Raw genomic sequence first — 24996 nt, 5'->3', positions numbered from 1 at the left:
TATGACAAGAAGGAGGGAAGCTAATTGGGACACGATAGAGAACAAGAGCTAGATTTGCAGTTCAACACAATAGAAGAAGCCATTGCGGATCTGCTCGCGGGTAAACCGGTCATTGTTGTTGACGACGAGGATCGTGAGAATGAAGGTGATCTTATCGCACTTGCAGCGAAAGCGACGCCAGAAGTTATTAATTTCATGATTACGGAAGCAAGAGGACTTGTGTGTGTACCGATAACGAAAGAGCGTGCAGAGCAATTGGAGCTGCCGCCAATGGTCACCCAGAACACAGACTTTCATGGGACAGCATTCACGGTGTCCGTTGACCATATCTCAACGACGACAGGCATATCTGCTTATGAGCGTTCTCAGACCGTTAAGGGCTTAATAGATCCACAGACGACTGCAGCCGATTTCCGTAAGCCTGGGCATATTTTTCCGCTCATAGCGAAAGAGGGCGGCGTACTGCGCCGTGCCGGGCATACAGAGGCGGCAATCGACTTGGCTATTATGTGCAATTCTGAGCCTGCTGGTGTCATCTGTGAAATTATTAATGAAGATGGCACGATGGCAAGAATGCCTGATCTGCTTGTCTTCAAGGAAAAGCATGATCTGAAGCTGATAACGATTCAGGGAATGATTGCTTATCGTAATGAGAAAGAAAAGCTTGTGGAGCGTATTATTGATGTGAACATGCCTACGGATTATGGTGTGTTCCGCGCATATGCCTACACGAATGAGATCGACGGTAAAGAGCATGTCGCGCTTGTGAAAGGCGAGCTTGATCAGCCCGTACTGGTTCGTGTTCATTCTGAATGCTTGACAGGAGATGTGTTCCATTCGCATCGTTGTGACTGCGGACCGCAGTTCGATGCAGCGATGAGACAGATTGAGGAAGAAGGCCGCGGAGTGCTTCTCTATATGCGTCAAGAGGGAAGAGGCATCGGGCTGATTAACAAGCTGAAGGCTTATGCTCTCCAAGAGCAGGGGCTTGATACAGTTGATGCGAACTTGAAGCTGGGCTTCCCAGCCGACCTGCGTGATTATGGCATAGGCGCGCAGATCCTGAAGGATCTTGGTATTAAGCAGATGCGTCTATTGACGAATAATCCTCGCAAGATCAAAGGGTTGGAAGGCTATGGAATTGAAGTGGTTGAGCGTGTTCCTATTCAGATGAAATCGAATAAGGACAATGATGCCTACCTTCGAACGAAGCAGTCGAAGCTAGGTCATATGATGCGCTTTGAACAAGCAGAAATTCAAGAATAACGATAAATTAAATTTAGGAGGGCTAACATGCCACACGTATATGAAGGTCATTTAGTATCAGAAGGGTTAAAATATGGCGTAGTAGTAGGAAGATTCAATGAGTTCATCTCCAGCAAGCTGCTTGGAGGAGCACTCGACGCATTCAAGCGTCACGGCGCGAAGGATGAGGATGTAGAGATTGCTTGGGTGCCTGGAGCCTTCGAAATTCCGGTTATTGCACAAAAGATGGCTGAGAGTGGCAAATACGACGCTGTCATCACTCTAGGTGCTGTTATTAGAGGGTCAACGCCACATTTCGATTTCGTATGCAATGAAGCTGCCAAAGGCGTGGCTGCTATTGCTCTCAAGACAGGCGTACCGACGATCTTCGGCGTTCTTACCGTAGATTCGATTGAGCAAGCAATTGAGCGTGCGGGTACAAAAGCTGGAAATAAAGGGTATGAAGCAGCAGCTTCTGCAATTGAAATGGCCAATTTGACGAAATTGCTGTTATAATCAAATAGATGCGTTTGTTACGCGAACATTTGCCGGTGCCGCCTCATTCATAGAGGGCGGCACCGTTTACGCTTGGGCGGGGGGAAAAAAGAAGTGACGGTGCTTTACAAGCTAGAATCCTTTGAAGGGCCGCTCGATTTGCTGCTTCATCTTATTGATAAGGCTGAGATCGACATCCATGAAGTGTCCATCAGTGAAATTACGGATCAATATATGGAGTACTTGCATGCGATGAAGGAGCTGGAGCTTGATCTAACAAGCGAGTTTCTCGTGATGGCGGCTACACTATTATCAATTAAGAGCAAGCAGCTTCTTCCGAAGCCACCCGTCTTTGAAGACGAGTATGACGATTGGCAGGATGATGGTCTTGATCCTAGAGATGAGCTTATTCAGAAGCTGATAGAATACCGTAAGTTCAAGCAAATTGCGGAGCAGCTTCGAGAGAAAGAACTGGAGCGGAGTCTCGTATTCTCCAGAGAGCCAGATGATATGACACCGTTCATGAAAGAACAGATTACTAATCCGCTTGAAGGTCTTCATATTTCGGACCTTGTTGCAGCCTTTCAGCGTGCTGTACGAAAGGCGGCAAGGCGGAACATTGTAGCTACCGTTCAGAGGGATGAAATATCTGTGAAGGATCGGATTAGAGATATTGTCGAAGTGCTGAAGCAATTCGAAACGGTTCGGTTTTCTAAGCTCATACGCGAGAATATGCATAAGCATGAGATTGTAGTTACGTTCCTTGCCATCCTGGAGCTGATGAAGATGAAGCATATTCGTTGTTATCAGCATCAGCTGTTTGAAGATATCGTTATTCATTGGAGAGGAGAAGCTGCGGACAGTGGATTATCCGAAATTGAAATCAATTATTGAAGGCCTGCTATTCATGGCTGGAGACGAAGGCTTGAACAAGCGTCAGCTCGCCGATATTATGGAGCTGGATGCGGAGCTTGCAGCGGATCTAGTGTACGAGCTGCATCGTGACTTAGCTAGGGAGGGGAGAGGCGTTCAGGTTACCGAAGTGGCGGGAGCTTACAGGCTTACTACACACCCTGAGCATGCCGCTTATTTCGAGCGGATGGCGTATACCCCAACAAGGTCACAGATCTCTCAGGCTGCTTTGGAGACGCTATCCATTGTAGCGTACAGACAGCCTATTACACGAATAGATATTGAAGAAATTCGTGGAGTCAAGACAGACCGAGCGATTCAATCGCTTGTGTCCAAGGATCTTATCGAAGAAGTAGGGCGGGCAGAGGCTATTGGTCGGCCTATCCTATATGGCACAACGAAATCATTCCTCGATTATTTTGGATTATCCAGTATCAAGGCATTGCCGGAGCCAGGCCAAGTCGATATGGACGAAGCTCTCGAGGAGCAGACCCAAATGCTCTTCGAGCGTCTAGGCGAACGGCAGATTACAATTGATGAGTTACCTTAACACCATTGATGAATGAGAAATATCTACGAATAAGAGCGTAGAGGGTGTAATCATTGTGGAGAAGCGCAAGCGCTCGCCTTTGTCCCCGAATTTCAACCGCTAAGCGGTTTGTAATGAAGAAATTCGGGGACAACAGCGATCGGAGCAATGATTCACCTGCGAAGTGGAAACTATTCCTTGTATAGGTACGGAGCGTTCGAAGAGCAGAACAACTCTTCGAGCGCTTTTTTTTTGAATGAGAAATTTGATGGAATAAGAAGCGGAGCGGGAGTATCATTGTGGAGAAGCGCAAGCGCTCGCCTTTGTCCCCGAATTTCAACCGCTAAGCGGTTTGTAATGAAGAAATTCGGGGACAACAGCGATCGGAGCAATGATACTCCCGCGAAGCGAGAACTATTCCATCAATATTTAGAATGAGATTTGGCCGCCGGGTCATACTAAATTCAGGCCCATATTAGGGAAACGGAGGAAGCATTCATGCTCAGTTACCCCTACGGTTGGATAACGGCAGCCGGTCTCTTTTTTTTGCTCATCATGGCAGGGGTAATCGTATCTCCGGTAGTCATAACTAGCCGAATGAATCGCAGCGGCGATGATGATAATATCGAAGTGGACGTCAAGGCCATTCTCGGATTATTCCGTTATCAGGTCCAAGTTCCCACGATCAACTTCAAAGGGCTATCCCTTCGTATCCATGAGCAGACGGAAGAATCAAGGCCAGGTATGATAAGCAAGAATGAGAAGGATGACGAGATCGATTCGGATAAAATTGCCAAAGCCGTAGACAAAATGAAGGAAATCGTACATATGACCAATAATTTGAAGGGCTGGGCCAGAAATACTCTAACGAAGGTGAGGCTGACAGAATGGAAGTGGACAACCTCAGTTGGCACTGGAGACGCCATGTGGACAGCCATGACAACTGGATTTATTTGGTCTATTAAGACGACGATGATTGGCGTTATCTCACAGATGGTTAAGCTAAGAGCGGAGCCTCGGCTGGATGTGCAGCCCGTCTATCAAAAGGCTTGTTTTACTACAGAATGGTCATGCATAGCTCAAATCCCCTTCGGTTATGCTATCCTTGCCGGACTGCAACTTCTAGTCCGTATAAGGAAAGAGAAAGGAGGCGTTAAAGCATGGCAGAACATCCTATTCAAGGCTTAATGCAAACCGCAATGGAAAATATTAAGGAAATGGTCGATGTCAATACGATCGTAGGCGATCCGGTTCAGACGCCTGACGGCAGCATCATTATGCCAATCTCCAAAGTCGGCTTTGGCTTTGTAGCAGGGGGTAGCGATATCCGATTCGATGGGTCGGACAGCTCTTCATCTCCTTCTGACGGCAATAACCACAATGCATCCGTATCCCTTCCCTTCGGTGGTGGCAGCGGGGGCGGCGTATCTATCACACCAATTGCCTTCCTAGTTGTCGGCACTCAAGGCGTGAAAATTGTTCCGCTCGACAATCAGACGCATTTGCTGGAACGTATTATTGATTCGGCTCCTCAGGTATTTGATAAGGTACAGTCGATGATAAAGACGCCAGCCACTACAAGTGATTACATTACGAGTGGAACCGATACTCTTATTTAAGCAGACTGCCCGCAAGGGCAGTTTTTCATTTTGTGGGAGGGATAAAAAAGCACGTGAATGGAAAGACAAACAAAATGATGCTGCTTAACGTGACTGAATGAGGTCCTAAGCGCATATAATGTACAAGATTGTTTACCACAAAGCTCATACAACAGAAAGGAGAAGCTTCTGATCATGAAAGGAAGACAATACAGCCGAATTTTAATTGGCCTGCTCCTACTCAGCTTCATAAGCTGGACAAGCGTGCCGACTATGGTGTACACGGCTCCTAAGTCTCTGTATACGAATGCGAAGGCTTCGGCAGTTATTGATGTGAAATCAGGCCGGCTGATCTACAGCAGCAATGGCGATCAGTCGATGAGAATAGCAAGTCTGACCAAAATTATGACAGCGATAGTAGCTATTGAGCATGGCAAGCTGTCTGATATGGTGAAGACAAGCAAGCGTGCTGTCGGTAAAGAAGGCTCATCGATTTATTTGCAGCTGGATGAGGAGATGACGCTTCTTAACATGCTATACGGGTTGATGCTACGCTCAGGCAATGATGCTGCAACTGCGATAGCAGAGCATGTTGGCGGTTCAGAGGAAGGATTTGTGCTGCTTATGAACGAGAAAGCGTCTTTCCTCGGCTTGAACAACAGTCAGTTCATGAATCCACATGGATTGGATGAGGATGGGCATTATTCTTCAGCCAATGACCTTGCCAAGCTGACCGCCTACGCACTTAGAAATCCGGTATTCGCAGAAATTGTAAGCACGAAGGTGAAACAAGTTCCTAATCCGCATGAGCAATGGCAATATACTTGGACGAACAAAAATAAAATGCTCTCCATGTATGAAGGAGCTGATGGTGTCAAAACCGGTTATACGAAAAAATCATTACGCTGTCTGGTTAGCTCAGCTACTCGAGACGGTCAACAGCTTGCTGCTGTAACGATCAATGATGGGGATGATTGGGCGGATCACAAGCAGATGCTGAATTGGGGATTTAAGAACTATCCTTTGGTTGAAGTGGCTAGTAAAGGACAAACACTGACAGGGTATCCGTATGCTGTTGGTCAGACATTCCAATACCCGCTAACACAAGAGGAGAAGGATAGCCTTCAATCCAAGCTGGTTATCGAGGATATCAATACGACACGCTATGCACTGGGTGAACGCGGAGCGCTGGAATGGTATTTGAATGGGCAGAGAGTAGGCTCTATCCCGGTCTATGATGCAGGAAGCAGCCGGCTTAAGCTGCCGGAGCATTCACCGATGACGGAGGCTTCGTTGGCAGACTATCGGGAAGCACAACGTACAAGCCGTTCAATTATCATTTCCATTATGTCTGTATGTCGAGCATTATTTGGCTAATCGGGGGAGGAGGCCATTCTATGGTGAACTGGATATGGTTGTTTTTTATCGTTATTAGTGTCATATCGGCGGCAATTAATGGGAAGATCGACGCTGTTACACAAGCGGCATTCGAAGGGGCTAAGTCAGGAGTAACAATCAGCTTTGGTCTAATCAGCATCATGGTATTCTGGTTAGGCATGATGCGAATAGCAGATGATGCAGGTCTTCTGAGGAAGCTTGCTCATCTGCTAGGACCTATCGTGAGGCTGCTGTTCCCTGATGTGCCTAAGAACCATCCTGCGTTAGGCTACATAATGAGCAACTTAAGTGCCAATCTATTCGGACTTGGCAATGCAGCAACACCGATGGGCATCAAAGCGATGCAGGAGCTTCAGAAGCTGAACCCTAATCCATCCACTGCAACGCCTGCCATGTGCACGCTGCTCGCGCTCAATACCTCGAGTATTACCCTTGTTCCCACAACTTTAATTGCGATCAGAATGAATTATGGCTCAGCCAATCCGACGGAGATTGTAGGAACCACTCTGGCGGCGACCTTCCTTGCTACAGGAGCAGCTATTCTGGCAGATCGATACTACCGGAGAAAATCACCACCGCCTCCGTCAAGTAAGATAGGGACCATGCTGACTCCAACAGATAGGAGAGAAGGTAAGCCTTCTGGCGACCGTATCTCAGCTTCCTCCACAACAGCAGACGGAGGAGGCGGTCAGCTTGCTTGACGTATTTACTCGTTTGTCCGCATGGCTCATACCTGCAATCATTGTGTTCATTCCTTTATATGCTGCTTTTCGAAAAGTACCTGTGTACGAGACCTTTGTAGAAGGAGCCAAGGATGGCTTCGGAACGGCTATAGCTATTATTCCGCATCTAGTGGGTATGCTGGTCGCAATCAGCATGTTCCGTGCCTCAGGGGCAATGGACATGCTGCTCGGGCTAGTGCGACCGCTGTTCGACTCATTAGGCATACCTAGCGAGATTCTTCCCCTCGGCATCCTTAGACCTCTTACTGGAGCGGGATCACTTGCTTTTACAGCCGATCTCATTCAAACGCATGGGCCAGATTCAATGATTGGGAGAATCGCGTCAACCATTCAAGGCAGCACAGATACAACCTTGTACGTATTGACGGTATATTTCGGTGCTATTGGGATTAAGAAAAGCGGGTACGCTCTAAAAGTTGGATTATTTTCCGATTTAGTCGGATTTTTGGCCGCCATTTTTATTTGCTTGTACATATTCGGGTAATGATGCTTGTGCTTTGCCTTCCATATCGTTATGATGGAGTTTGAGGTGAAGGCATTGGAACGTTTACAAAAAATATTAGCACAAGCGGGTATCGCTTCCCGTAGAAAATGCGAAGAAATGATTCAGGCTGGCCAAGTTGAAGTTAATGGCGAGAAGGTCACGACACTTGGTGTAAAAGCGGATCCGGAAACAGATGTAATTACCGTTAATGGAAAGCCGATCCGCAGCGAGAAAAAGCTGTATTTAATGTTGAATAAGCCTAAAGGTGTCATCACAAGCGCGAAAGATCCGCAAGGGCGCAAAGTGGTGGCTGATTTTTTGCCTGGGATCAAAGAGCGTGTCTATCCCGTCGGAAGACTCGATTATGATACCGAAGGACTGCTGCTGTTAACGAATGATGGCGAATTCGCCAACCTGTTGACGCATCCGAGCCATCATGTACCGAAAACCTATTACGCAACTGTCAAAGGGGTTCCTCACGGTACCTTACTGGAGAAACTCCAAAGAGGTATACAGCTGGAGGACGGTATGACTGCGCCTGCAGAGGCTGATTATCAGGATGTTGATACGGAGAGTAATGTAGCTACCATCCGCATTACGATCTATGAAGGACGTAATCGCCAGGTCCGCCGGATGTTCGATGCAATCAATCATCCTGTGACTCGTCTAAGACGTGTAAAATTCGGGGAACTCGGGCTAATGAACCTTGCGAGAGGCCAATATCGCCATCTGACTCCGGTTGAAGTGAAAGAGCTGCGAGAAGCAGCGCGCAAGACACATAAAGTTCATAAAAAGTAAACGGCGGCAGCGGTTATTGCCGCCCGATTTTCGTTATAATGGAAATATTGCAAGCTAACAGGGCATGAAATGTAGGTGATGAGTAAGGTATGGGCAAGTATAGAAAACCAGTGCAAATTGTCATTCTGCTTGCCGTACTCATCGTCGGCGGATATGCAATTGGCACGACTTTGTTCGCTGCGGATGAAAGCGGCATCCTGAAGGTAGGGAGCACTCCGCCTGATTTCACTCTTGTGGATTTGGATGGCAATACGCATCAGCTGTCCGATTACAAGGGGAAGCCAGTCGTAATTAACTTCTGGGGAACCTTCTGTCCCCCATGTGTCAAAGAAATGCCTGAGTTTGAGCGTCAATTCGCCAAATGGAAGGACGAGGGCCTGGAGATATTAGCGATTAATTTGAGTGAGGATACGCTGACGGTTAACAATTTCGTACGGCGCTTTGAGCTTAATTATCCGATTCTACGGGACGTGAGCAGGAAGACGGAGCGAAGCTACGGATTGCGATCCTATCCAACAACCTTCTTCGTCAAGCCTGATGGTACGATTATGGAGATAAAAGTCGGTGGATTGACAGAACAAGACATTGATGATCAAGTCAATCAGCTTCTTAAGTACTAGGAGGTTTCCCTGTGTTATCTATACATAACACTAAGTGTGAATGTGGGCATCAGAATGCGGTTGGAACCGTGCTGTGTGAAAGCTGCGGCAAGCCGCTAATAGAGGGTGCAGAGTCAGATACGCCGCTTGAGATGCGTTATGATGGAGCAGCACGTCGATCGCAAAAAAGCAATCCGAATCCGATTGATCGGATTTGGAATTTTTTCTCTTCGGTCAAAATCGCGATTTATTTAATTGTCCTGACGTTTCTGTCAGCCATGCTTGGAACGATTTATCCACAAGAAAATACGTTTTTGAACAATTTTGATCCATCGGTGTATTACGAAGAGACGTATGGTCTTCCCGGCAGAATCTATTATTTGCTCGGATTATCGCATACCTTCGAGAGCTGGTGGTTTATTACCCTTCTAGTGATGATTGGTACCTCACTCGTCATTTGCAGCCTGGATAGAATTCTTCCTCTATACAAGGCGCTTAATAAGCAGCAAGTGCGCAAGCATCTGCGGTTTATTACTCGTCAGAAGACGGTCTATTCCGCACAGATTGAAGGGAAACCGGAGGAGTGGGTCGAACAATTCGCCGCTCAGCTGCAGAAGAAGCATTACCGGGTGTATAAAGATGGCTCCGCCATGCTTGCAGAGAAAAACCGATTCAGTCGATGGGGTCCGTATATTAACCATATCGGCCTTATTTTGTTTCTGCTCTCTATTCTCGCAAGAAGCATACCAGGATGGCAGATGGATGCATACATAACGATACCTGACGGGGATACCGTACGAATCGAAGGTACGAATTATTTTGTTAAGAATGAGAAGTTCACGGTTGAGTATTACACGGATGATGAGCTGCCGGAAGAGCTCAAGGGCCAGCTTCGAGCTAAGCTCTATGAGACGAAGGCCGTGCTCTATACGTGTACGAGCAATTGCGCAGAAACTAGCGATTCGCCGGTTCTTGAAGAAGTAAACAGACATAATATCGTGGTGAACAGCCCGCTTAATTATAATGGGCTTAAGCTGTACCAGTTCGATTATGATGTTACGCCTAAGCTTAAAGCAGTTACTCCTGTTCTTCTCGATGTGAAGACGGGCGAGGAGTACGGAACGTTCGATCTGCCGATGAAGGACGCTCCGCTGGATTATGAGCTAGGACCTTACCAAATGAAACTCATAGCTAATTATATGGAATTCGATATTGGCGACGATGGAGAGCCGGTTACGCTAAGCCGTGAGCCTAATGCACCTGCATTCGTTTTTCTAATTAAAGGACCTGGACTTGCTGAGAACGGACAGCCTTATATGTACTTCCCAATGCAGAAGGATAAGGAGAAGTTCGGTCAGGATAAGATCAATGCGTCCATAGCGGACAAGCTTGAGATCAAGGTTCAAGGGATGGACAATGTGTATTTCGCAGAAGCCTCTACCTACTTGAATGTTCGGATCGACAAAGCACTGAATTTCGTGTGGATTGGTGCGGCCATCTCGATGATTGGCTTATTGATGGGGTCTTACTGGCAGCATAGACGGATTTGGCTGCGGATTGACGATGGACAGCTGTCACTCGGTGCTCATACGAATAAAAACTGGTATGGCATGCGAGCGGATGTAGCCTCATCCTTGCACAAAATCGGAATAACCGTAGATCCAAAGTCGTTAGATAACGGAGGGAATAACGCGTGAGTTTAGTTGATCTGAGCAGTGACGCATTTATTATTGCTTTCTTTCTTTATTGCTTTGCTTTTTTATTTTATGTAATCGCTATTGCAGGCAAGAAATGGAGCAACCGGGATTCACAGAAGCATGAGAGTAAGTGGAGCCGTATTGCTTTTATAACATCATCGCTTGGTCTGGCTGCCCATCTGACCTTCTTCTTCACAAGATGGATAGGAAGTGGTCAGATTCCGACGAGCAATATGTATGAATTTATTACATTTCTAGGTATGGCTATTATGATCGCCTTTACAATCATCTACGGCATCTATAGAAAACCATTGCTGGGCATGTTCACCCTGCCGTTAACCGTACTAGTCATCGCTTATGCATCGGTATTCCCGCAAGAGGTTCAACCGCTCATACCTGCGCTCAGCTCGATATGGCTTAAGGTACATGTTACGACTGCTGCGCTCGGTGAAGCCTTCTTCGCTGTAGGCTTCGCGGCTGGACTGATGTATTTGCTGCGGGTGGTCGATTTCAAGGGCAAGACGAAGTCGGCTAAGAAGGCACAATTCTGGGTTGAGTTTACTTTATACACGATTATTATTATTATTGGATTCATCGTAGCTGTATTTGCCTTCCGAGGAATGGGCTACGAAGCGCAATTCACGCAAGAACAATCGGTTGTCGATAGCAAAGGTGTTGTACAGACGTCAACAGAGACTGTTGATTATACGCTTCCTCCGATCGTTAAGCCTTATAATAGTGAGAAAGTCCAAATGGATTCGTTCATCGGTATGAAAGAGCCCTTGTTTGAAGCACCCTATTGGATGAATGGTGTGAATGCGGGTCGCAAGCTGAATACGGTCCTGTGGTCCATTATTGCAGGTTCTATTATTTACGGTTTATTACGCCTTGTATTCCGTAAGCCACTTGGCGCAGTTATCCATCCCCTTATGGAAGGAATCGATCCTGAGGACTTGGATGAGATCAGCTATCGTGCTATTGCGATCGGATTCCCGATCTTTACACTCGGCGCATTGATCTTCGCGATGATCTGGGCGAATATTGCCTGGGGCAGGTTCTGGGGCTGGGATCCTAAAGAAGTATGGGCACTAATCTCATGGTTGTATTATAGCGCGTATCTGCATTTCCGTTTATCTCGTGGATGGCAGGGTATGCGTTCATCATGGCTCGCCGTTATCGGTTTTGTAGTCATATTATTCACACTCGTCGGCGTTAACCTGATTATCGCTGGATTACATTCCTACGCAGGCGTGTAACAGTTTTGCAACTTGAAAGGAGCTAAGCCTCATGTCCGACTATGCGAGCCGTATTCTAGTTGTGGACGACGAAGAAAGAATTCGTCGTTTGCTCAAAATGTATTTGGAGAAGGAAGGCTATATTATCGATGAAGCGGAGGATGGCGAGTCGGCGTTGCGGTTAGCAACATCGACCGATTATGCGCTTATTCTGCTTGACGTTATGCTACCAGGTATAGATGGCGTCGAGGTATGCTCAAGGCTCCGTCAGGTGAAAGCGACACCGGTCATTATGCTTACAGCCAAAGGCGAAGAGATGAACCGTGTGCAAGGCTTCGAGGTTGGTGCAGATGATTATGTAGTGAAGCCATTCAGCCCACGTGAAGTTATTTATCGCGTAAAAGCGATTCTGCGTCGTTCCTCAGCAACAGCCTTCTTGACCAAAGAAGTGAATTCAAGCAACAACATTGTATTCCCTCATCTTGTGATTGAGCATGATGCTCACCGTGTATCCGCTGGAGGGCAAGAGGTTAGCCTTACACCGAAAGAATACGAGCTGCTTCATTATTTGGCTGTGTCACCCGATAAAGTATTTTCCCGCGAAGAGCTGCTTAAGGATGTATGGAACTACGAGTTTTTTGGGGATTTGCGCACAGTCGATACGCATGTGAAGCGACTCCGTGAGAAGCTGAATAAGGTCTCGCCTGATGCTGCAGCAATGATCACAACGGTATGGGGTGTCGGCTATAAGCTTGAGGTTCCCAAATAATGAAGCTTGTGCTGACCTGGTTTAACAATCTGCTGCGAAGCGTTGTTGGGAAGCTGTGGGCGACCATCGTCATACTTGTTGGAATAGTCCTGCTTATTCTAGGCGTGTTTTTACTGCAATATATCGATATTGCCTTCAAAAAAGACTATCAGCATGATATCAAGGTCTTGTTCGTTATTGTTGCGATTATCGGCTTTTTGCTGTCCACCTTCTTTGCCTTTTTCTTATCATCCAAAATTCAGCAGCCATTGCTGGAATTGAAGAAGGCCGCTGATTCTATCTCAGAGGGCAATTACAAGACAAGAGTGATGATTCGCTCGACCGATGAGATTGGACAGCTTGCCAATACCTTCAACCGGATGACAGAGCAGCTGGAGAAGCTGATTCATGATTTGAACCATGAGAAGGAGCATCTTTCCAGTATTCTGAGGAGCATGGGGGATGCTGTCATTACCTTCGATGCCGAAGGTAAGGTGATTCTAACGAATCCGCTCGGACAGCTGCTTCTCGATCGATGGACGGATATCGATCTGGAGTGGCAGGATCCTGAGGATGGATCAATCGCGTACAGCAGCGTGCCAGGTCCTCTGAGAGACACATTTGTGACGGTAACGCTTGAAGGCAGGGACTTCACGAATAAAGTGCAGGTTCACAATAACGTCTGGTCTGTCGTTATGGCTCCATTGAAGACGGAAGGGACGATACGCGGAGCTGTTGCTGTTATCCGGAACGTAACGGAGGAGCACAAGCTGGAGAAGCTAAGACGAGACTTTGTAGCTAACGTCTCGCATGAGATTCGAACGCCGCTGTCGATGCTGCAAGGGTATAGCGAGGCGCTGCTGGACGATATCGTCGCTTCTCCTGAAGAGGAGCGCGAGCTCGTACAGGTCATCTATGATGAGTCCCTGCGCATGGGCAGGCTCGTGAATGATTTCCTCGATATGGCCAGAATGGAAGCCGGTCATGTGGAGCTGAATCTGCAAGAGGTTGATCTGCGGCAGGTTGTAACGCGCGTTCACCGCAAGTTCCAGGTATATGCGAAGGAACGTGATGTATCTCTGCTCATGGAGCTGTCAAGTCAGGTACTGACCGTTATACATGCCGATGAGGACAGAATCGAGCAGGTACTGACGAATCTGCTGGATAATGCCCTTCGGCATACACCATCAGGTAAGACGATTCGAATGTCGGGAGAGTTGTCAGGCGCGGGCAAGAATCAATATATTTTATTGAAAATTGCTGACGAGGGTCAAGGTATTCCAAGCGAGGATGTTCCGTATATTTTCGAGCGCTTCTACAAGGCGGATAAGGCTCGTAAGCGAGGACAGTCAGGAGGAACCGGATTAGGTCTGGCAATCGTCAAAAATATCATTACACAGCATAACGGCCGGTTAGAGGTGAATAGTGTAGTGGGAAAAGGTACGACATTTCTCATTATGCTGCCTGTCGAATCCAATCAATAGTTGTCAAGACGCTCCCGCATGGGAGCGTTTTTTTGTTGAATGAGCGAGGTTAATCTTGTTGTTCGTGAAACATTGTACGGCGAATGTTGAATAAAGGGAGAAGATGTAAGGAGTTTTTCGCAAATAGCAAGACCCTCGTCCATTCATGGATGAGGGTCTTGCAGTAATCCTATTTAAGTCTATTCTAGAAAAGATTAATTTCTTTTGCTGTATTCAGATCAGACATGCTTGTCAGCTGCTCGAGAATCGATTTAGGAGCGCCTTTGTCTACACGGAGCACCATAATAGCCGATCCGCCTTCAAGCTGGCGTCCAACCTGCATTGTAGCGATATTCACATCATTGCTGCCAAGCAGAGTACCGACACGACCGATGATACCCGGTTTGTCATTATGCGAGATTAGAATCAGATGACCTTCCGGCGTTACATCAACTGGGAAGTTATCGATCTGAACAACTCGCTCGCCATAGCCTGTCAGCATAGTACCAGCGACAAAACGTTCTTCCTTCTTCGTGCGGAGAGATACGGTTACCAGGTTCGTGAAGTCTTTGGCTGCATGTGATTTCTGAATAACAATGTTTACATCGCGTTCTTTGGCAAGGTGCATCGAGTTAACGATGTTAACTTGGTCAGAACCAAGGTGATGTGACAGCACGCCTTTGACAATATGACGAGTAAGCGGCTGAGTGTCGACCTCTGCAAGCTCACCGGAGTAGCGTACAACGATTTCCTGCACGGCGCCTTCTGTCATTTGAGCTGCGAAGCTGCCCAGCTTAGCTCCTAGCGTGTAGTAAGGAGACAGCTTGCTCTGTAGAACAGCCGGAATAGGAGGCATGTTCACAGCATTGCTGAACGGCTCGTTGCGCAAGATATGAAGCACTTGCTCGGATACGTCGATTGCAACATTCTCTTGAGCCTCAATTGTCGATGCTCCAAGATGCGGAGTAACGATAATTTGCGGATGCTTAAGGAATGGGTGATCCTCAGCAGGAGGCTCAACCTCGAATACGTCGAAGGCAGCGCCTGCAACAACGCCGTTGTCAATTGCATCAACAAGCGCAAGCTCGTCAATGATACCGCCGCGTGCGCAGTTAATGATACGCATGCCAGGCTTCATCACTTCGAATTGCTTCTTGCCAATCATATGGCGAGTTTCTGGTGTAAGTGGAGTGTGTACAGTCATGAAATCGGCATTGCGAACGATCTCATCTACAGTAGCAAGCTTGATGCCGAGCTTCTCTGCACGATCTTCCGTCATGAACGGATCGTAGCCAAGAATTTCCATGTCGAATGCTTTAGCACGCTTAGCAACCTCGCTGCCGATACGTCCCATGCCGAGTACACCGAGCTTTTTGTTGCGAAGCTCAACACCCAGGAATGATTTGCGATCCCATACACCGCCGACTGTTTTCATGTAAGCTTGCGGAATATGACGAGCTACTGCCATCATCATTGCAAAGGTATGCTCAGATGTCGTAATTGTATTACCGTCCGGAGCGTTAATGACGATGATCCCGCGTTGTGTTGCCGCATCTAGATCAATGTTGTCAACGCCTACGCCTGCACGGCCTACTACTTTCAACTGCTTGCCAGCTTCCATGATGCGAGGAGTAACTCGCGTCTGGCTGCGTACAAGCAGGGCATCATATTCACCAATAATGGCTACTAGTTCATCTTCGCTTAAACCTGGTTTTTTGTCGACTGCTACATCCTCCGCGTCTACAAGCTGTTGAATGCCCAGATCGCTGATCGGATCGGATACTAACACTTTAAACATATGCAGATTGCCCCCTAAAATTATTGTGAAGCCAGAAGCAGCTTCATAAGCATTCGCTAAAGGTTTTGTGAAGTTCCAGCCAATTGAGAGCATGCTCTGACAATTGAGGAATAGGCTTCACATCCATTTGCTAGATCGATAATGATGCGAAAACAAAAAACCTCGCCTCGGCACCCAAGTGTAATGAGCCGGACGAGAAATTCGTCTTTGAAAGCAGTTAGTGAAGCATGACTGCCGTTAAGGATAACCTTTACTATTTTATAGCACGAAGGTGCACAATTGCAATGCTCAAACTTGATCAAATGTGAAATTTTCGTTATGATTCAACCATTGAATCGTTAATTACATGCAGGGGAGAGACCGAAATGGCGCAATGGCAGGATATAAGTCCACAAGTATTGTTAGCGCTGGTGTCAGAGCATCAGCTTGAGAAAGAGCAAATTATAGATGTGCGCGAGCAGCAGGAATGGGATTATTATCATTTGGAATCATCCGTCCATATCCCAATGAATACGATTCCACACAGGCTTGGAGAATTAGATGATGACAAGCCCATATATATTGTGTGTGCACATGGCGTAAGAAGCGAGGCCGTGTGCCGGTACTTAGAAGAACAAGGCTACAGCAGACTCCACAACGTAACAGGTGGAATGGCAGCTATAGCCTCATTGCAAGGGTTTCAATATGATTAATGCTTCATTCGCAGCAAGCTGTTAACCAACATCGACGGAGAAGAAGGGCAGGAGCGGAAGCTCTTCATTCGCGTACAGTCTAGATTTGATCTGAATGAAGTCGCCACTGCGAACGGCTTCGGTATCAATCAGAAGCTCCACTACAGATGTGATGGTGCGGATCTTCATTTTGGAAGCTTGTCCTGAACTAATAAATTCGTCGACCCGGCTCGTTAGATCCTGGGGATAATAGGAAGTTATTTGCTTGCGTGAGAGCAAATGATCTGCCATTAGCTTGTTTTTGACGGTGAGCGGAAGTGCTTCCCACTTACTGATCTCAAGCACATTAGAGAATTTGAACTCTCCAGGAATGTCTGGATTTACAGATGCGCTCCACTTCAGCATTGCTCCATAATAGGATTGCTGGGCAGTTAGAGCTTGATTAACAGCGGATAGATAGGTCTGATCCTTCTCAATTGCCTTCAACAATTCTTCAGGACTAAGCGATTTAGAGCTCGATACTGTTTTGTCTGCTGCTTTCTCGAATTGTTCCAGACTTGTTATAATGGCTGCCTGAGCATCACCAAGCAATGGAGATTTCTGCATATCGACAGAGATCGCTTCCGTACGCTTTTTCTTAGCGAAGGCGGATAGATCCTTGAACATGGAAGCTAGTTCTTTGGTCTCGCCTGACGATAATTGGCTGATTGAGCTGGACCATTCGTTCTGAAATTCCCGATAGGGCAGAAATACGGTATGATAGAATGATACGAGATCCTGCTGCTGATAAGGAGTGGAGCTAGCCGCTTCTTTGGAACTATTAAGCATCTTCATTTCATATTTGTTTTCTACCTTGTCAGATCCGATCTTAATGCCGTAGAAGAAAGCACCTACAGCACATATAAGCATAAAGATAAAGCCTAAACAAAATAACATTGCAGTACCAGATAACCGTTTCTCCATCACAAATCTCCCTTTATGTATGATAATACTGTCGTTTGTGCCTTATCAGTATAGGTGAATGGCTTATAAAAGGAAATATGAACCTTCTAGACAGGCGGGAAGCTATGAAAAAATTTGACATCCGTAAAATTCGTGTGCGCAAGGTGACCGTGGACGAGCTCGACGACCGCATGCTGCTCATTAATTTGTACATGACTCAGGCACTTACTCTTATTATCGGTTTGATCTGGGTATTATTTCAGCGTCAAAACCCAATTAAACTATTATATTTCCCAAAAGAGCTGACTTTTGTATATTGGGGGCTGGGACTTGCAGCAGCGGTAATCATTGTGGACCTCCTTATTTCTAAATGGGTTCCAGAGGAAGCTGCAGATGATGGCGGAGTAAATGACCGTATTTTCAAGAACAGGCCAGTATGGCACATCATTGTGCTTTCATTCGTAGTTGCAGTATGTGAAGAGATGCTATTCCGGGGTGCGGTTCAGCACTCATTCGGTCCGTATTGGACAAGTATTATATTTGCAGCGATCCATGTCCGTTATTTGAAGCATTGGATACCAACGGCACTTGTATTTAGCATCAGCTATGGTTTAGGCTGGATTTATATACAAACGGAGTCACTGTGGGCTCCGATTCTGGCACATTTTGTCATTGATCTGATTATGGGTCTGATTATTCGATTTAGGAGGGAGTAGGGAGAGCATTCATGAGCAGGGTAGAAAAATTCGGGGGTTCTAGAGGGAAATTGCAACAAGATCAGGCGGCTGTGCCGCCTGACATCGAAGCCGATACGAATACCGAGGCGCCACTGCCGCCAAGAAGAAAAAAATTTCCTTCAAGCGCTCAAAAGATAAATAAATGGTATTATAATTTATTGTTCGTATTATTCGTTGTGCTCGTAGCCGGACTATTCTGGTACGGAACTAAGTATTCGGAGTAAGCGAGATGGTTGCTGGATCAATGAATCCGTAGCCTTTTTCTTCAAGCTTATTTAATAGATCATCCAGTGCTTCAGCTGTCCAAGAGAGCTCATGCATGAGAATATTCGCACCTGGATGGAGCTGATCAAGGACATTCTGGGTAATTTCTTCCGGTTTGCCTGGCGATTTCTGCTCCCAATCCAGGGAACCATTCGACCACGTCATGAACAACATGCCGTGGTTTTTTGCTATTTCCTTGACCTTATCGCCGCCTGAGCCATATGGAGGGCGGAAAAAGATGGGAGACTCGCCGATTAGTGCCTCTACATCCTTCTGAACATCACCAAGCTGCTGCTCAATTGTATCAGCAGTCTGCTCTTTTAGATTAATGTGATCCCAGGAATGGTTGCCGACGGTCTGACCTCTAGCATGAATTAGCTTAAGTAGATCTGGATGCTGCTTCACACGATAGCCATTGACGAAGAAGATTGCCTTCGCATTATGCTTATCTAAGGTATCCAACAGACTAGTTAGTACTTCCTCATTATGTGGACCATCATCGAAGGTGAGAAGGACGACATTCTTCGGTGTATCTTCGTTAATGGGGATGAAACGATATACGTTATTCATCTCATAGAGCTTCGCTTGCTTGACAGGAGGGGCGCTCTCAGCAGGCTCCGCCACGGGTGTTGGTACTGGTGTAGGTAATGGTGTAGGGGATGAAGATGCTGGTTGAATGGTCGGCTGAATAGTTGTATTCAAGCTTGTAGGCTCATTGCTTCCTGAACAGGATGTGAGCAAAGCTACGGCAGTTAGAGTAGCCTTCCCGATTGTCAGAGATCGTGATATTCGCTTCATGATTAACCTCCGCTGCTTATCTGTAATTGTTGGGCAAGGGACACTTCCCTGATTTTATCTATAGTGTATCATATTCACTTTTTGAACGCTTAAGAGTCGTTTCCTTAATTTGAATAGGATGATCATGCAGGCATTAGGTCAAAATAATCGGTGAATTCTTATCTCAAGGGAGGTCACACGGTTATGAAGCTTAGCGGTTTTTTATTCGGAGGAGTAATTGGCGTAGCTGCATCGATTTATGTATCTCGCAAGAAGCCTGGAACAGCAGCATGGGCAGCTAGCGCTTTATCCTCAGCATGCTCAGCAATAGGCAAGAAGACTGTGTCCATGATGATGAATGGCAATTGGAAAGCACAGGCGATGTCCTCTGCCCCAAAGCCTACAGACGGTACCGCCGTAAAATCAGAAGGAGGCTGGGGACAGATTGAATCCCTCATCAACAGCGACCCAGTACTGAAGGAACAGACGAATCAGATTTTGGCGGAATCGTCCTCTACTACGCACTGACAACTGAAAACAAAGGGCAGAATCGCTTGATGCAAGCATGGCAGACATGCAGCTCAAACGATTCTTTTTTTACCCAATTTAGGTGCAATCCAAGGACAGACATGATAAAGTAGATACATAATTGGATTTGATCAAATTTGATCACATCTTCTTAATAATTTCATACGCTGTTACAACAGATGCTGCAGAGGAGGATCCTGTCATGAAGATCGAGCGACTGAGTCAGGACAAGATAAGGATTTTCCTGACGTTCGACGACCTGCTGGAACGGGGGATCCAGAAGGAAGACATGTGGCGCGAAATTCCAAAAGTACACGAACTATTCAGTGAAATGATGGATCAAGCATACAGTGAACTTGGATTCGATGCCAGCGGCCCATTAGCGGTCGAAGTGTTTGCCCTCCCCGCCCAAGGAATGGTAGTGATTGTCACCCGTGGCAAGATGAACGGTCAATCCGATGAACGGGCAACCGAAGATGAAGACACGGAAGACGAGATATACGAGATGGAAGTTACGCTCGAGCAAAGTGATATCGTAATGTATTCCTTCCGCGAATTTGAGGATGTCATTAATGTATGCAAGCAGCTCCAATCGGCAGCTTTAACAGATGACGGACGATTATATGCCTACAATGGAAAATGGATTCTAGCGCTTGAACCAGCGCTTATCGAAACTTCCCGGCATAATGCCGTTATTGCGTTGCTGGCTGAATACGGAGAAGCGACATCCGTCACATATGCGATGCTAGAGGAGTACGGCAAGGTCATCATGCCTGAAGAGGCCGTAAAGCAAATTTGCACTCATTTCTACAAATAAGCAAGCCGAGAATAGAGCATCTGCAGGCGGATAGGCGTCTTGCTGGATGCTCTTCTTATGTATATATGGTTAGAAGGCGAATATGGTTGGAATGACACGTTCATATTACATGTAGACCAAGTAGACGAAGGCGGTGAATCGATGATGTCTGACATACATTCGTATGATGTGTTGCAGTCTACACAAATTGTAATTGAACAGGCGCTTCGTAAGCTGGGGCATAGCGATGAGATGATTGCCTTGCTTAAGGAGCCGCTGAGAGTGTTGACAGTCCGAATTCCTGTGAAAATGGATAATGGCTTATCGAAGGTGTTTACCGGTTACCGCTCACAGCATAATGATGCTATCGGACCAACGAAAGGCGGCGTCCGGTTTCATCCAGGTGTAACGGAGAATGAGGTTAAGGCTTTGTCCATATGGATGAGTCTTAAATGCGGGATAGCTGATCTGCCATACGGTGGAGGCAAAGGCGGCGTTATTTGTGATCCCCGGCAAATGTCATTCGGCGAGCTGGAGCGTCTTAGCCGTGGCTATGTGCGAGCAGTCAGTCAAATCGTCGGCCCATCCAAAGACATTCCAGCGCCGGATGTGATGACGAATTCGCAGATCATGGCTTGGATGATGGATGAATACAGCCGGATCAGGGAATTCGACTCTCCCGGCTTTATTACGGGGAAGCCTCTTGTATTAGGCGGCTCCAAGGGACGTGAGACAGCGACTGCAAGAGGAGTCGTCATCATGATTCATGAAGCGTTGGCGCTGAAGGGCATCGAGCTGAGCAATGCTCGCATTGTCATTCAAGGCTTCGGTAATGCTGGGAGCTATCTTGCCAAATTTATGCATGATGCAGGGGCTCGTGTAATAGGTATATCGGATGTGAACGCGGCGTTGTATAATGAAGAAGGATTAGATATTCCTTCCCTCGTAGATCGACGCGATTCGTTCGGGAATGTGACCAATCTATTCTCAGAGACGATAACCAATGATGAGCTATTGGAGCTCGAGTGTGATGTACTAGTTCCGGCAGCTATAGAAAACCAATTGACGGAGCAGAATGCACCGAATGTTCGAGCATCCATCATTGTGGAGGCAGCTAACGGACCAACAACACTCGAAGCAACGAAGATATTGACCGATCGAGGTATTCTTCTTGTTCCTGATGTGCTTGCCAGCTCTGGTGGGGTGATCGTATCCTACTTCGAATGGGTACAGAACAACCAAGGTTATTATTGGGAAGAGGATGAAGTGGATATGAAGCTTCGTCTGATGATGATTCGAGGATTTAAGCAAGTGTATGATATTCATAAGAGTAGAAATGTAGATATGCGTTTGGCGGCTTATATGGCTGGTGTGCGGAAAATGGCGGAAGCTGTGCGCTATCGCGGTTGGGTATAGCGAGCGCAATGTTCGGAGGTGAACTTACGAATGCTTTTGTTTTCCGTATTAACAGCAGCAGTTGCACCCGGTGTGTCACTGCTCACTTATTTGTATCTGAAAGATCGTTATGATACCGAGCCGATTCATATGGTTGTTCGTATGTTCTTGCTCGGTGTGCTCATCGTGCTGCCAATCATCGTCATACAGCGCGGATTGCAGCTATGGTTAGGCGATCATCCTATTGTTTTCTCCTTCTTCGAATCAGCGGGGGTAGAGGAATTCATGAAATGGTTCGTACTCTATCACATGATCTACAATCACACGGAATTCGATGAGCCTTACGATGGTATTGTGTATGCAGCTTCGATCTCATTAGGATTTGCAACGCTTGAGAACGTATTATATGCGATCCTGTCACCTGCCACATTCGGAACGCTGCTGGTGAGGGCGCTTCTTCCCGTATCGGGCCACGCCTTGTTTGGCATTCTAATGGGCTACTATATGGGGAAAGCCAAGTTCGAGCCAAAAGCAAGCAGGAGAAAGCTATACCTTGCCATATCATTAACACTGCCATTGATGCTGCATGGGGTGTACGATTGGATTATGCTTACCCTTCGCACCAATTGGATGTATTTTATAATTCCATTCATGTTCGTGCTATGGATATGGGGATTAAGAACGATGCAGCGTGCGAATGCACGGTCGCCATTTCGTTTTCTCACATCTGATGATGAGATTAAATTATAATGGTTCCGTCCATACTTACAATTAATGACAGTTGTAACTTGGGAGGCATGGATGGAAGCGGCAAGAATAAAAGTAACGATTCGTTGCAATGTATGTGGAGAAAAGTTTGTGCTTCGAGGAAAGCGCGAGAAAGGCGCTATTGATACGGGGTTCAAGCAGTGCATATGCAATAACAGCCACGATCTGGATGTAGAAGAACACAGTATTTAGAACAGATGCATAAAGCTCCCTTTGTCAAACCAAACTATTGTTAGGTTTTGCACAAGAAGGGAGCTTTTCTGTTATGTACAAACGACTCAGCGCGGTGCTCTTCCCCGTAATGACCCTCTTAATGATTGGTACTGCCTATTGGGGCTATCAAGAGCATCAGGAAAAAAATTCGATTCTCATTAAGGCAGAGAACCAATATCAGCGTGCATTCCATGATCTAACCTATCATGTTGAGCAATTGCATCAACAGCTAGGCAATACGCTAGCGGTCAACTCTACCTCGCAGGGCTATCATCGTAAAGGGCTTGTTAATGTGTGGAGGCTCACAGGTGAGGCTCAGAACGAAATTAACCAGCTGCCACTGACCTTGCTTCCATTTAATGAAGCAGATGACTTCTTGTCGCGCATTGCTAACTTTGCGTACAAGACCTCGGTGAGAGATTTAACGAAGGAGCCATTGTCTAAAGACGAGTTCAAAACTTTAAAGACGCTCTACGCGAAGTCCGAGGAAATTTCTAAGGATTTGTCTAGCATGCAGAATGAGGTGCTCAGCAACAATCTTCGTTGGATGGATGTAGAGCTTGCACTGGCATCCAAAGAAACAGGCAAGAAGAATACAATCATTGACGGCTTCAAAACCGTAGATAACAAAGTAAGCCAATATCCCGAAATCAATTGGGGTCCTTCTGTATCCAGTATGTATCAGAAGAGAACCATCAATATGCTCAGCGGGAAATTGGTTACTGCAGACGATATTAAGGAGCATGTTGCTAAATTTGTCGGGAAGAATGTCGGTGATGTGAAGGTTGTGGAGAACGGCAAGGGAACACAATATGCCTCATACTCCGCGACAGTAACCCATCCGGAATCCGGTCAAAAGATGCAGATGGATTACACCCAAAGGGGCGGGAAGCTGATCTGGTTCATGGACTCTCGTGATATAGGAGAGAAGAAGCTTGATCTCAAGCAGGCTAGAGCCGCTGCTGATAAATTTCTGAATGACCATGATCTCAAAGGTATGCAGGCGATTAGCTATGACATGTATAAGAATACGGGTACCTTGAGCTATGTAGGCAAGCAGGATAATGTTCTGATTTATCCGGATATGCTGACGGTTAAGATTGCCTTGGACAATGGAGAGGCTGTTGGCCTGCAAGCGAATGATTATGTGTATGAGCATCATAAGCGCACAATTCCGACAGCGCATCTGACAGAAGCTGAAGCACGGAAAGCCATTAATCCGGAAATGAAAATAACGAAGTCACAAAAAGCGCTCATTCTGAGCGATATAGGCCAGGAGGTTCTATGCTACGAGTACACAGGCAGAATCAATGGCAGCGATTACCGGATATACATTAACTCAGAGACTGGGCTTGAAGAAGCAATTGAAGAGCTGTCTCCACTTGATAAAGCAGTAGCAGCTAGTAAATAACCATATGGCTCCTCTTGATTTGACGTGTTATAATGACACCAATATGGGAGGGGAGCCAATTGTTGCCTAGAGTAAACCAGATGTTATATTTCGAGATTGCTTCCTCTGATGAAGCTGAAGCAGCCGTCGAGTACAAAGCAAGAATAGCTGACGAGCTGGAGGACGGTTTACTTATTGAGAATCCAATCAATAGTCAGACTGGCCGAATGAAACGACTTTTTTTGGGTGATGAGCTCTCTGTCTATTTTTTATCTGACGACGGGATTAAGAACTATTTTGATTCACATGTCATCGGATTCCGGGAAGAAGTCATTCGATTAATCAAAATACGCAAGCCTGATCCTGATCGGATAACGAAAGTTCAACGCCGTCATTTCTTGCGTGTGTCCGCGGAGCTAGAGATTGCTGTTAATATAGCTGATCAGATGAGATTTGTTTCGATGACAGACGATGTTGGCGGTGGGGGCATATCTCTCATATGCGATGGAAAATGGTCTATTCAGCAGGGGATGGAGCTGGATTGCTGGCTTCTAATACCTTTCAAGAACGGGTCTATTGAGCATACTTCCTTCAAAGGTGAGGTTGTCAGGGTTGTTGTGCTGGAGAGCGGCCGTAAGCAGGTTATGATAAAATTCGCCAGCATTACCGACAGCGAACGCCAGAAGATAATCCGTTATTGCTTCGAGCGACAGCTGGAATTCCGCAATCGATGAATAGAGCCAGCTAAGGATAGACATGCTATGCACGAACAG

28 protein-coding genes are annotated in these 24996 nt (G+C 46.5%); 25 read left to right on the top strand and 3 right to left on the bottom strand.

What is annotated here, in order from left to right:
* Positions 1-24: 24 nt before the first annotated feature.
* From AC6ESP_RS06015 to AC6ESP_RS05945, 15 genes are all read left to right on the top strand, one after another.
* Complete coding sequence (locus AC6ESP_RS06015; RefSeq protein ID WP_497095781.1) at positions 25-1266, top strand: bifunctional 3,4-dihydroxy-2-butanone-4-phosphate synthase/GTP cyclohydrolase II; 1242 nt, start codon at positions 25-27, stop codon at positions 1264-1266.
* Positions 1267-1293: 27 nt separating this feature from the next.
* Positions 1294-1761, top strand: a complete 468-nt coding sequence (gene ribH, locus AC6ESP_RS06010) for a 6,7-dimethyl-8-ribityllumazine synthase (protein WP_497095780.1) — start codon at positions 1294-1296, stop codon at positions 1759-1761.
* Positions 1762-1854: 93 nt separating this feature from the next.
* Positions 1855-2634 (top strand): segregation and condensation protein A, encoded by a 780-nt coding sequence (locus tag AC6ESP_RS06005; protein WP_497095779.1) that lies wholly within the window; start codon positions 1855-1857, stop codon positions 2632-2634.
* Complete coding sequence (gene scpB, locus AC6ESP_RS06000) at positions 2603-3202, top strand: SMC-Scp complex subunit ScpB (protein ID WP_497095778.1); 600 nt, start codon at positions 2603-2605, stop codon at positions 3200-3202. Before AC6ESP_RS06005 ends, scpB begins: the two co-directional genes overlap by 32 nt.
* Before the next feature lie 477 nt (positions 3203-3679).
* Positions 3680-4369 carry a DUF2953 domain-containing protein gene (locus AC6ESP_RS05995; RefSeq protein WP_497095777.1) on the top strand — a complete coding sequence of 230 codons (690 nt, stop codon included), beginning with the start codon at positions 3680-3682 and terminating at the stop codon, positions 4367-4369.
* Entirely contained in the window at positions 4342-4800 is a 459-nt protein-coding gene (ytfJ, locus tag AC6ESP_RS05990) for a GerW family sporulation protein (RefSeq protein ID WP_497095776.1), read from the top strand. The genes AC6ESP_RS05995 and ytfJ overlap by 28 nt, the downstream gene beginning before the upstream one ends.
* 174 nt (positions 4801-4974) lie before the next feature.
* Positions 4975-6156, top strand: a complete 1182-nt coding sequence (locus tag AC6ESP_RS05985) for a D-alanyl-D-alanine carboxypeptidase family protein (RefSeq protein WP_497095775.1) — start codon at positions 4975-4977, stop codon at positions 6154-6156.
* Positions 6157-6176: 20 nt separating this feature from the next.
* The gene (locus tag AC6ESP_RS05980; protein ID WP_497095774.1) at positions 6177-6878 is read left to right on the top strand and encodes a nucleoside recognition domain-containing protein; all 702 of its coding nucleotides are present in this window, start codon (positions 6177-6179) and stop codon (positions 6876-6878) included.
* On the top strand, positions 6871-7404 hold the full coding sequence (locus AC6ESP_RS05975) for a spore maturation protein (RefSeq protein WP_497095773.1): 534 nt from the start codon (positions 6871-6873) through the stop codon (positions 7402-7404). Before AC6ESP_RS05980 ends, AC6ESP_RS05975 begins: the two co-directional genes overlap by 8 nt.
* 54 nt (positions 7405-7458) lie before the next feature.
* Positions 7459-8202: a pseudouridine synthase gene (locus AC6ESP_RS05970; RefSeq protein WP_497095884.1), complete on the top strand. Its 744-nt coding sequence runs from the start codon at positions 7459-7461 to the stop codon at positions 8200-8202.
* A gap of 89 nt (positions 8203-8291) precedes the next feature.
* Positions 8292-8822: a thiol-disulfide oxidoreductase ResA gene (gene resA / locus AC6ESP_RS05965; protein WP_497095772.1), complete on the top strand. Its 531-nt coding sequence runs from the start codon at positions 8292-8294 to the stop codon at positions 8820-8822.
* Between the two features lie 11 nt (positions 8823-8833).
* The gene (gene resB, locus AC6ESP_RS05960) at positions 8834-10498 is read left to right on the top strand and encodes a cytochrome c biogenesis protein ResB (RefSeq protein WP_497095771.1); all 1665 of its coding nucleotides are present in this window, start codon (positions 8834-8836) and stop codon (positions 10496-10498) included.
* Positions 10495-11754, top strand: a complete 1260-nt coding sequence (ccsA, locus tag AC6ESP_RS05955) for a cytochrome c biogenesis protein CcsA (RefSeq protein ID WP_497095770.1) — start codon at positions 10495-10497, stop codon at positions 11752-11754. The genes resB and ccsA overlap by 4 nt, the downstream gene beginning before the upstream one ends.
* Positions 11755-11785: 31 nt before the next feature.
* A complete protein-coding gene (locus tag AC6ESP_RS05950; RefSeq protein WP_497095769.1) occupies positions 11786-12502 on the top strand; it encodes a response regulator transcription factor in 717 nt (238 codons plus the stop codon).
* Complete coding sequence (locus AC6ESP_RS05945) at positions 12502-13965, top strand: ATP-binding protein (RefSeq protein ID WP_497095768.1); 1464 nt, start codon at positions 12502-12504, stop codon at positions 13963-13965. Before AC6ESP_RS05950 ends, AC6ESP_RS05945 begins: the two co-directional genes overlap by 1 nt.
* Positions 13966-14149: 184 nt before the next feature.
* On the opposite strand, the gene serA is transcribed toward AC6ESP_RS05945, so the two are convergent.
* Positions 14150-15742 (bottom strand): phosphoglycerate dehydrogenase, encoded by a 1593-nt coding sequence (gene serA / locus AC6ESP_RS05940; protein ID WP_497095767.1) that lies wholly within the window; start codon positions 15740-15742, stop codon positions 14150-14152.
* A 365-nt stretch (positions 15743-16107) separates the two neighbouring features.
* Here serA and AC6ESP_RS05935 point away from each other — a divergent pair, with 365 nt between their 5' ends.
* Positions 16108-16434 carry a rhodanese-like domain-containing protein gene (locus tag AC6ESP_RS05935; RefSeq protein ID WP_497095766.1) on the top strand — a complete coding sequence of 109 codons (327 nt, stop codon included), beginning with the start codon at positions 16108-16110 and terminating at the stop codon, positions 16432-16434.
* Positions 16435-16455: 21 nt separating this feature from the next.
* Here AC6ESP_RS05935 and AC6ESP_RS05930 read toward each other — a convergent pair whose 3' ends face one another.
* The gene (locus tag AC6ESP_RS05930; protein ID WP_497095765.1) at positions 16456-17376 is read right to left on the bottom strand and encodes a hypothetical protein; all 921 of its coding nucleotides are present in this window, start codon (positions 17374-17376) and stop codon (positions 16456-16458) included.
* A gap of 104 nt (positions 17377-17480) precedes the next feature.
* Here AC6ESP_RS05930 and AC6ESP_RS05925 point away from each other — a divergent pair, with 104 nt between their 5' ends.
* Both AC6ESP_RS05925 and AC6ESP_RS05920 read left to right on the top strand, forming a co-directional pair.
* Positions 17481-18071: a CPBP family intramembrane glutamic endopeptidase gene (locus AC6ESP_RS05925; protein ID WP_497095764.1), complete on the top strand. Its 591-nt coding sequence runs from the start codon at positions 17481-17483 to the stop codon at positions 18069-18071.
* 11 nt (positions 18072-18082) lie between these two features.
* Positions 18083-18316, top strand: a complete 234-nt coding sequence (locus AC6ESP_RS05920; protein WP_497095763.1) for a hypothetical protein — start codon at positions 18083-18085, stop codon at positions 18314-18316.
* On the opposite strand, the gene AC6ESP_RS05915 is transcribed toward AC6ESP_RS05920, so the two are convergent.
* Positions 18300-19154 carry a polysaccharide deacetylase family protein gene (locus AC6ESP_RS05915; RefSeq protein ID WP_497095762.1) on the bottom strand — a complete coding sequence of 285 codons (855 nt, stop codon included), beginning with the start codon at positions 19152-19154 and terminating at the stop codon, positions 18300-18302. The two genes, AC6ESP_RS05920 and AC6ESP_RS05915, sit on opposite strands and share 17 nt — an antisense overlap.
* A gap of 183 nt (positions 19155-19337) precedes the next feature.
* On the opposite strand from AC6ESP_RS05915, the gene AC6ESP_RS05910 reads away from it, so the two are divergent.
* The 7 genes from AC6ESP_RS05910 (at position 19338) to AC6ESP_RS05880 (ending at position 24957) form a co-directional block, all read left to right on the top strand.
* Entirely contained in the window at positions 19338-19661 is a 324-nt protein-coding gene (locus AC6ESP_RS05910) for a hypothetical protein (RefSeq protein WP_497095761.1), read from the top strand.
* A 202-nt stretch (positions 19662-19863) separates the two neighbouring features.
* Positions 19864-20478 carry a genetic competence negative regulator gene (locus AC6ESP_RS05905; RefSeq protein ID WP_497095760.1) on the top strand — a complete coding sequence of 205 codons (615 nt, stop codon included), beginning with the start codon at positions 19864-19866 and terminating at the stop codon, positions 20476-20478.
* 144 nt (positions 20479-20622) lie between these two features.
* Positions 20623-21873, top strand: a complete 1251-nt coding sequence (locus AC6ESP_RS05900) for a Glu/Leu/Phe/Val family dehydrogenase (RefSeq protein WP_497095883.1) — start codon at positions 20623-20625, stop codon at positions 21871-21873.
* 30 nt (positions 21874-21903) lie between these two features.
* Positions 21904-22602, top strand: coding sequence for a glutamic-type intramembrane protease PrsW (prsW, locus tag AC6ESP_RS05895; RefSeq protein ID WP_497095759.1), 699 nt, complete (start codon positions 21904-21906; stop codon positions 22600-22602).
* A gap of 24 nt (positions 22603-22626) precedes the next feature.
* Entirely contained in the window at positions 22627-22812 is a 186-nt protein-coding gene (locus tag AC6ESP_RS05890) for a hypothetical protein (protein WP_497095758.1), read from the top strand.
* A 73-nt stretch (positions 22813-22885) separates the two neighbouring features.
* On the top strand, positions 22886-24244 hold the full coding sequence (ypeB, locus tag AC6ESP_RS05885) for a germination protein YpeB (protein WP_497095757.1): 1359 nt from the start codon (positions 22886-22888) through the stop codon (positions 24242-24244).
* A gap of 59 nt (positions 24245-24303) precedes the next feature.
* Positions 24304-24957: a flagellar brake protein gene (locus AC6ESP_RS05880; protein WP_497095756.1), complete on the top strand. Its 654-nt coding sequence runs from the start codon at positions 24304-24306 to the stop codon at positions 24955-24957.
* The last annotated feature ends 39 nt before the right edge of the window (positions 24958-24996 follow it).

This window comes from Paenibacillus xinjiangensis (genome assembly GCF_059686975.1).
Note: the sequence above shows the minus strand (reverse complement) of the source record. Positions and strands in the feature narration are given on the sequence as shown.

Excerpts from the sequence above, each read along its gene's own strand:
- ribH (WP_497095780.1), top strand. The coding sequence starts at position 1,294 with ATGCCACACGTATATGAAGGTCATTTAGTATCAGAAGGGTTAAAATAT.
- AC6ESP_RS05995 (WP_497095777.1), top strand. The coding sequence starts at position 3,680 with ATGCTCAGTTACCCCTACGGTTGGATAACGGCAGCCGGTCTCTTTTTT.
- ytfJ (WP_497095776.1), top strand. The coding sequence starts at position 4,342 with ATGGCAGAACATCCTATTCAAGGCTTAATGCAAACCGCAATGGAAAAT.
- AC6ESP_RS05985 (WP_497095775.1), top strand. The coding sequence starts at position 4,975 with ATGAAAGGAAGACAATACAGCCGAATTTTAATTGGCCTGCTCCTACTC.
- AC6ESP_RS05980 (WP_497095774.1), top strand. The coding sequence starts at position 6,177 with ATGGTGAACTGGATATGGTTGTTTTTTATCGTTATTAGTGTCATATCG.
- resA (WP_497095772.1), top strand. The coding sequence starts at position 8,292 with ATGGGCAAGTATAGAAAACCAGTGCAAATTGTCATTCTGCTTGCCGTA.
- AC6ESP_RS05950 (WP_497095769.1), top strand. The coding sequence starts at position 11,786 with ATGTCCGACTATGCGAGCCGTATTCTAGTTGTGGACGACGAAGAAAGA.
- AC6ESP_RS05945 (WP_497095768.1), top strand. The coding sequence starts at position 12,502 with ATGAAGCTTGTGCTGACCTGGTTTAACAATCTGCTGCGAAGCGTTGTT.
- serA (WP_497095767.1), bottom strand. The coding sequence starts at position 15,742 with ATGTTTAAAGTGTTAGTATCCGATCCGATCAGCGATCTGGGCATTCAA.
- AC6ESP_RS05935 (WP_497095766.1), top strand. The coding sequence starts at position 16,108 with ATGGCGCAATGGCAGGATATAAGTCCACAAGTATTGTTAGCGCTGGTG.
- AC6ESP_RS05930 (WP_497095765.1), bottom strand. The coding sequence starts at position 17,376 with ATGGAGAAACGGTTATCTGGTACTGCAATGTTATTTTGTTTAGGCTTT.
- AC6ESP_RS05925 (WP_497095764.1), top strand. The coding sequence starts at position 17,481 with ATGAAAAAATTTGACATCCGTAAAATTCGTGTGCGCAAGGTGACCGTG.
- AC6ESP_RS05920 (WP_497095763.1), top strand. The coding sequence starts at position 18,083 with ATGAGCAGGGTAGAAAAATTCGGGGGTTCTAGAGGGAAATTGCAACAA.
- AC6ESP_RS05915 (WP_497095762.1), bottom strand. The coding sequence starts at position 19,154 with ATGAAGCGAATATCACGATCTCTGACAATCGGGAAGGCTACTCTAACT.
- AC6ESP_RS05910 (WP_497095761.1), top strand. The coding sequence starts at position 19,338 with ATGAAGCTTAGCGGTTTTTTATTCGGAGGAGTAATTGGCGTAGCTGCA.
- AC6ESP_RS05905 (WP_497095760.1), top strand. The coding sequence starts at position 19,864 with ATGAAGATCGAGCGACTGAGTCAGGACAAGATAAGGATTTTCCTGACG.
- AC6ESP_RS05900 (WP_497095883.1), top strand. The coding sequence starts at position 20,623 with ATGTCTGACATACATTCGTATGATGTGTTGCAGTCTACACAAATTGTA.
- prsW (WP_497095759.1), top strand. The coding sequence starts at position 21,904 with ATGCTTTTGTTTTCCGTATTAACAGCAGCAGTTGCACCCGGTGTGTCA.
- AC6ESP_RS05890 (WP_497095758.1), top strand. The coding sequence starts at position 22,627 with ATGACAGTTGTAACTTGGGAGGCATGGATGGAAGCGGCAAGAATAAAA.
- ypeB (WP_497095757.1), top strand. The coding sequence starts at position 22,886 with ATGTACAAACGACTCAGCGCGGTGCTCTTCCCCGTAATGACCCTCTTA.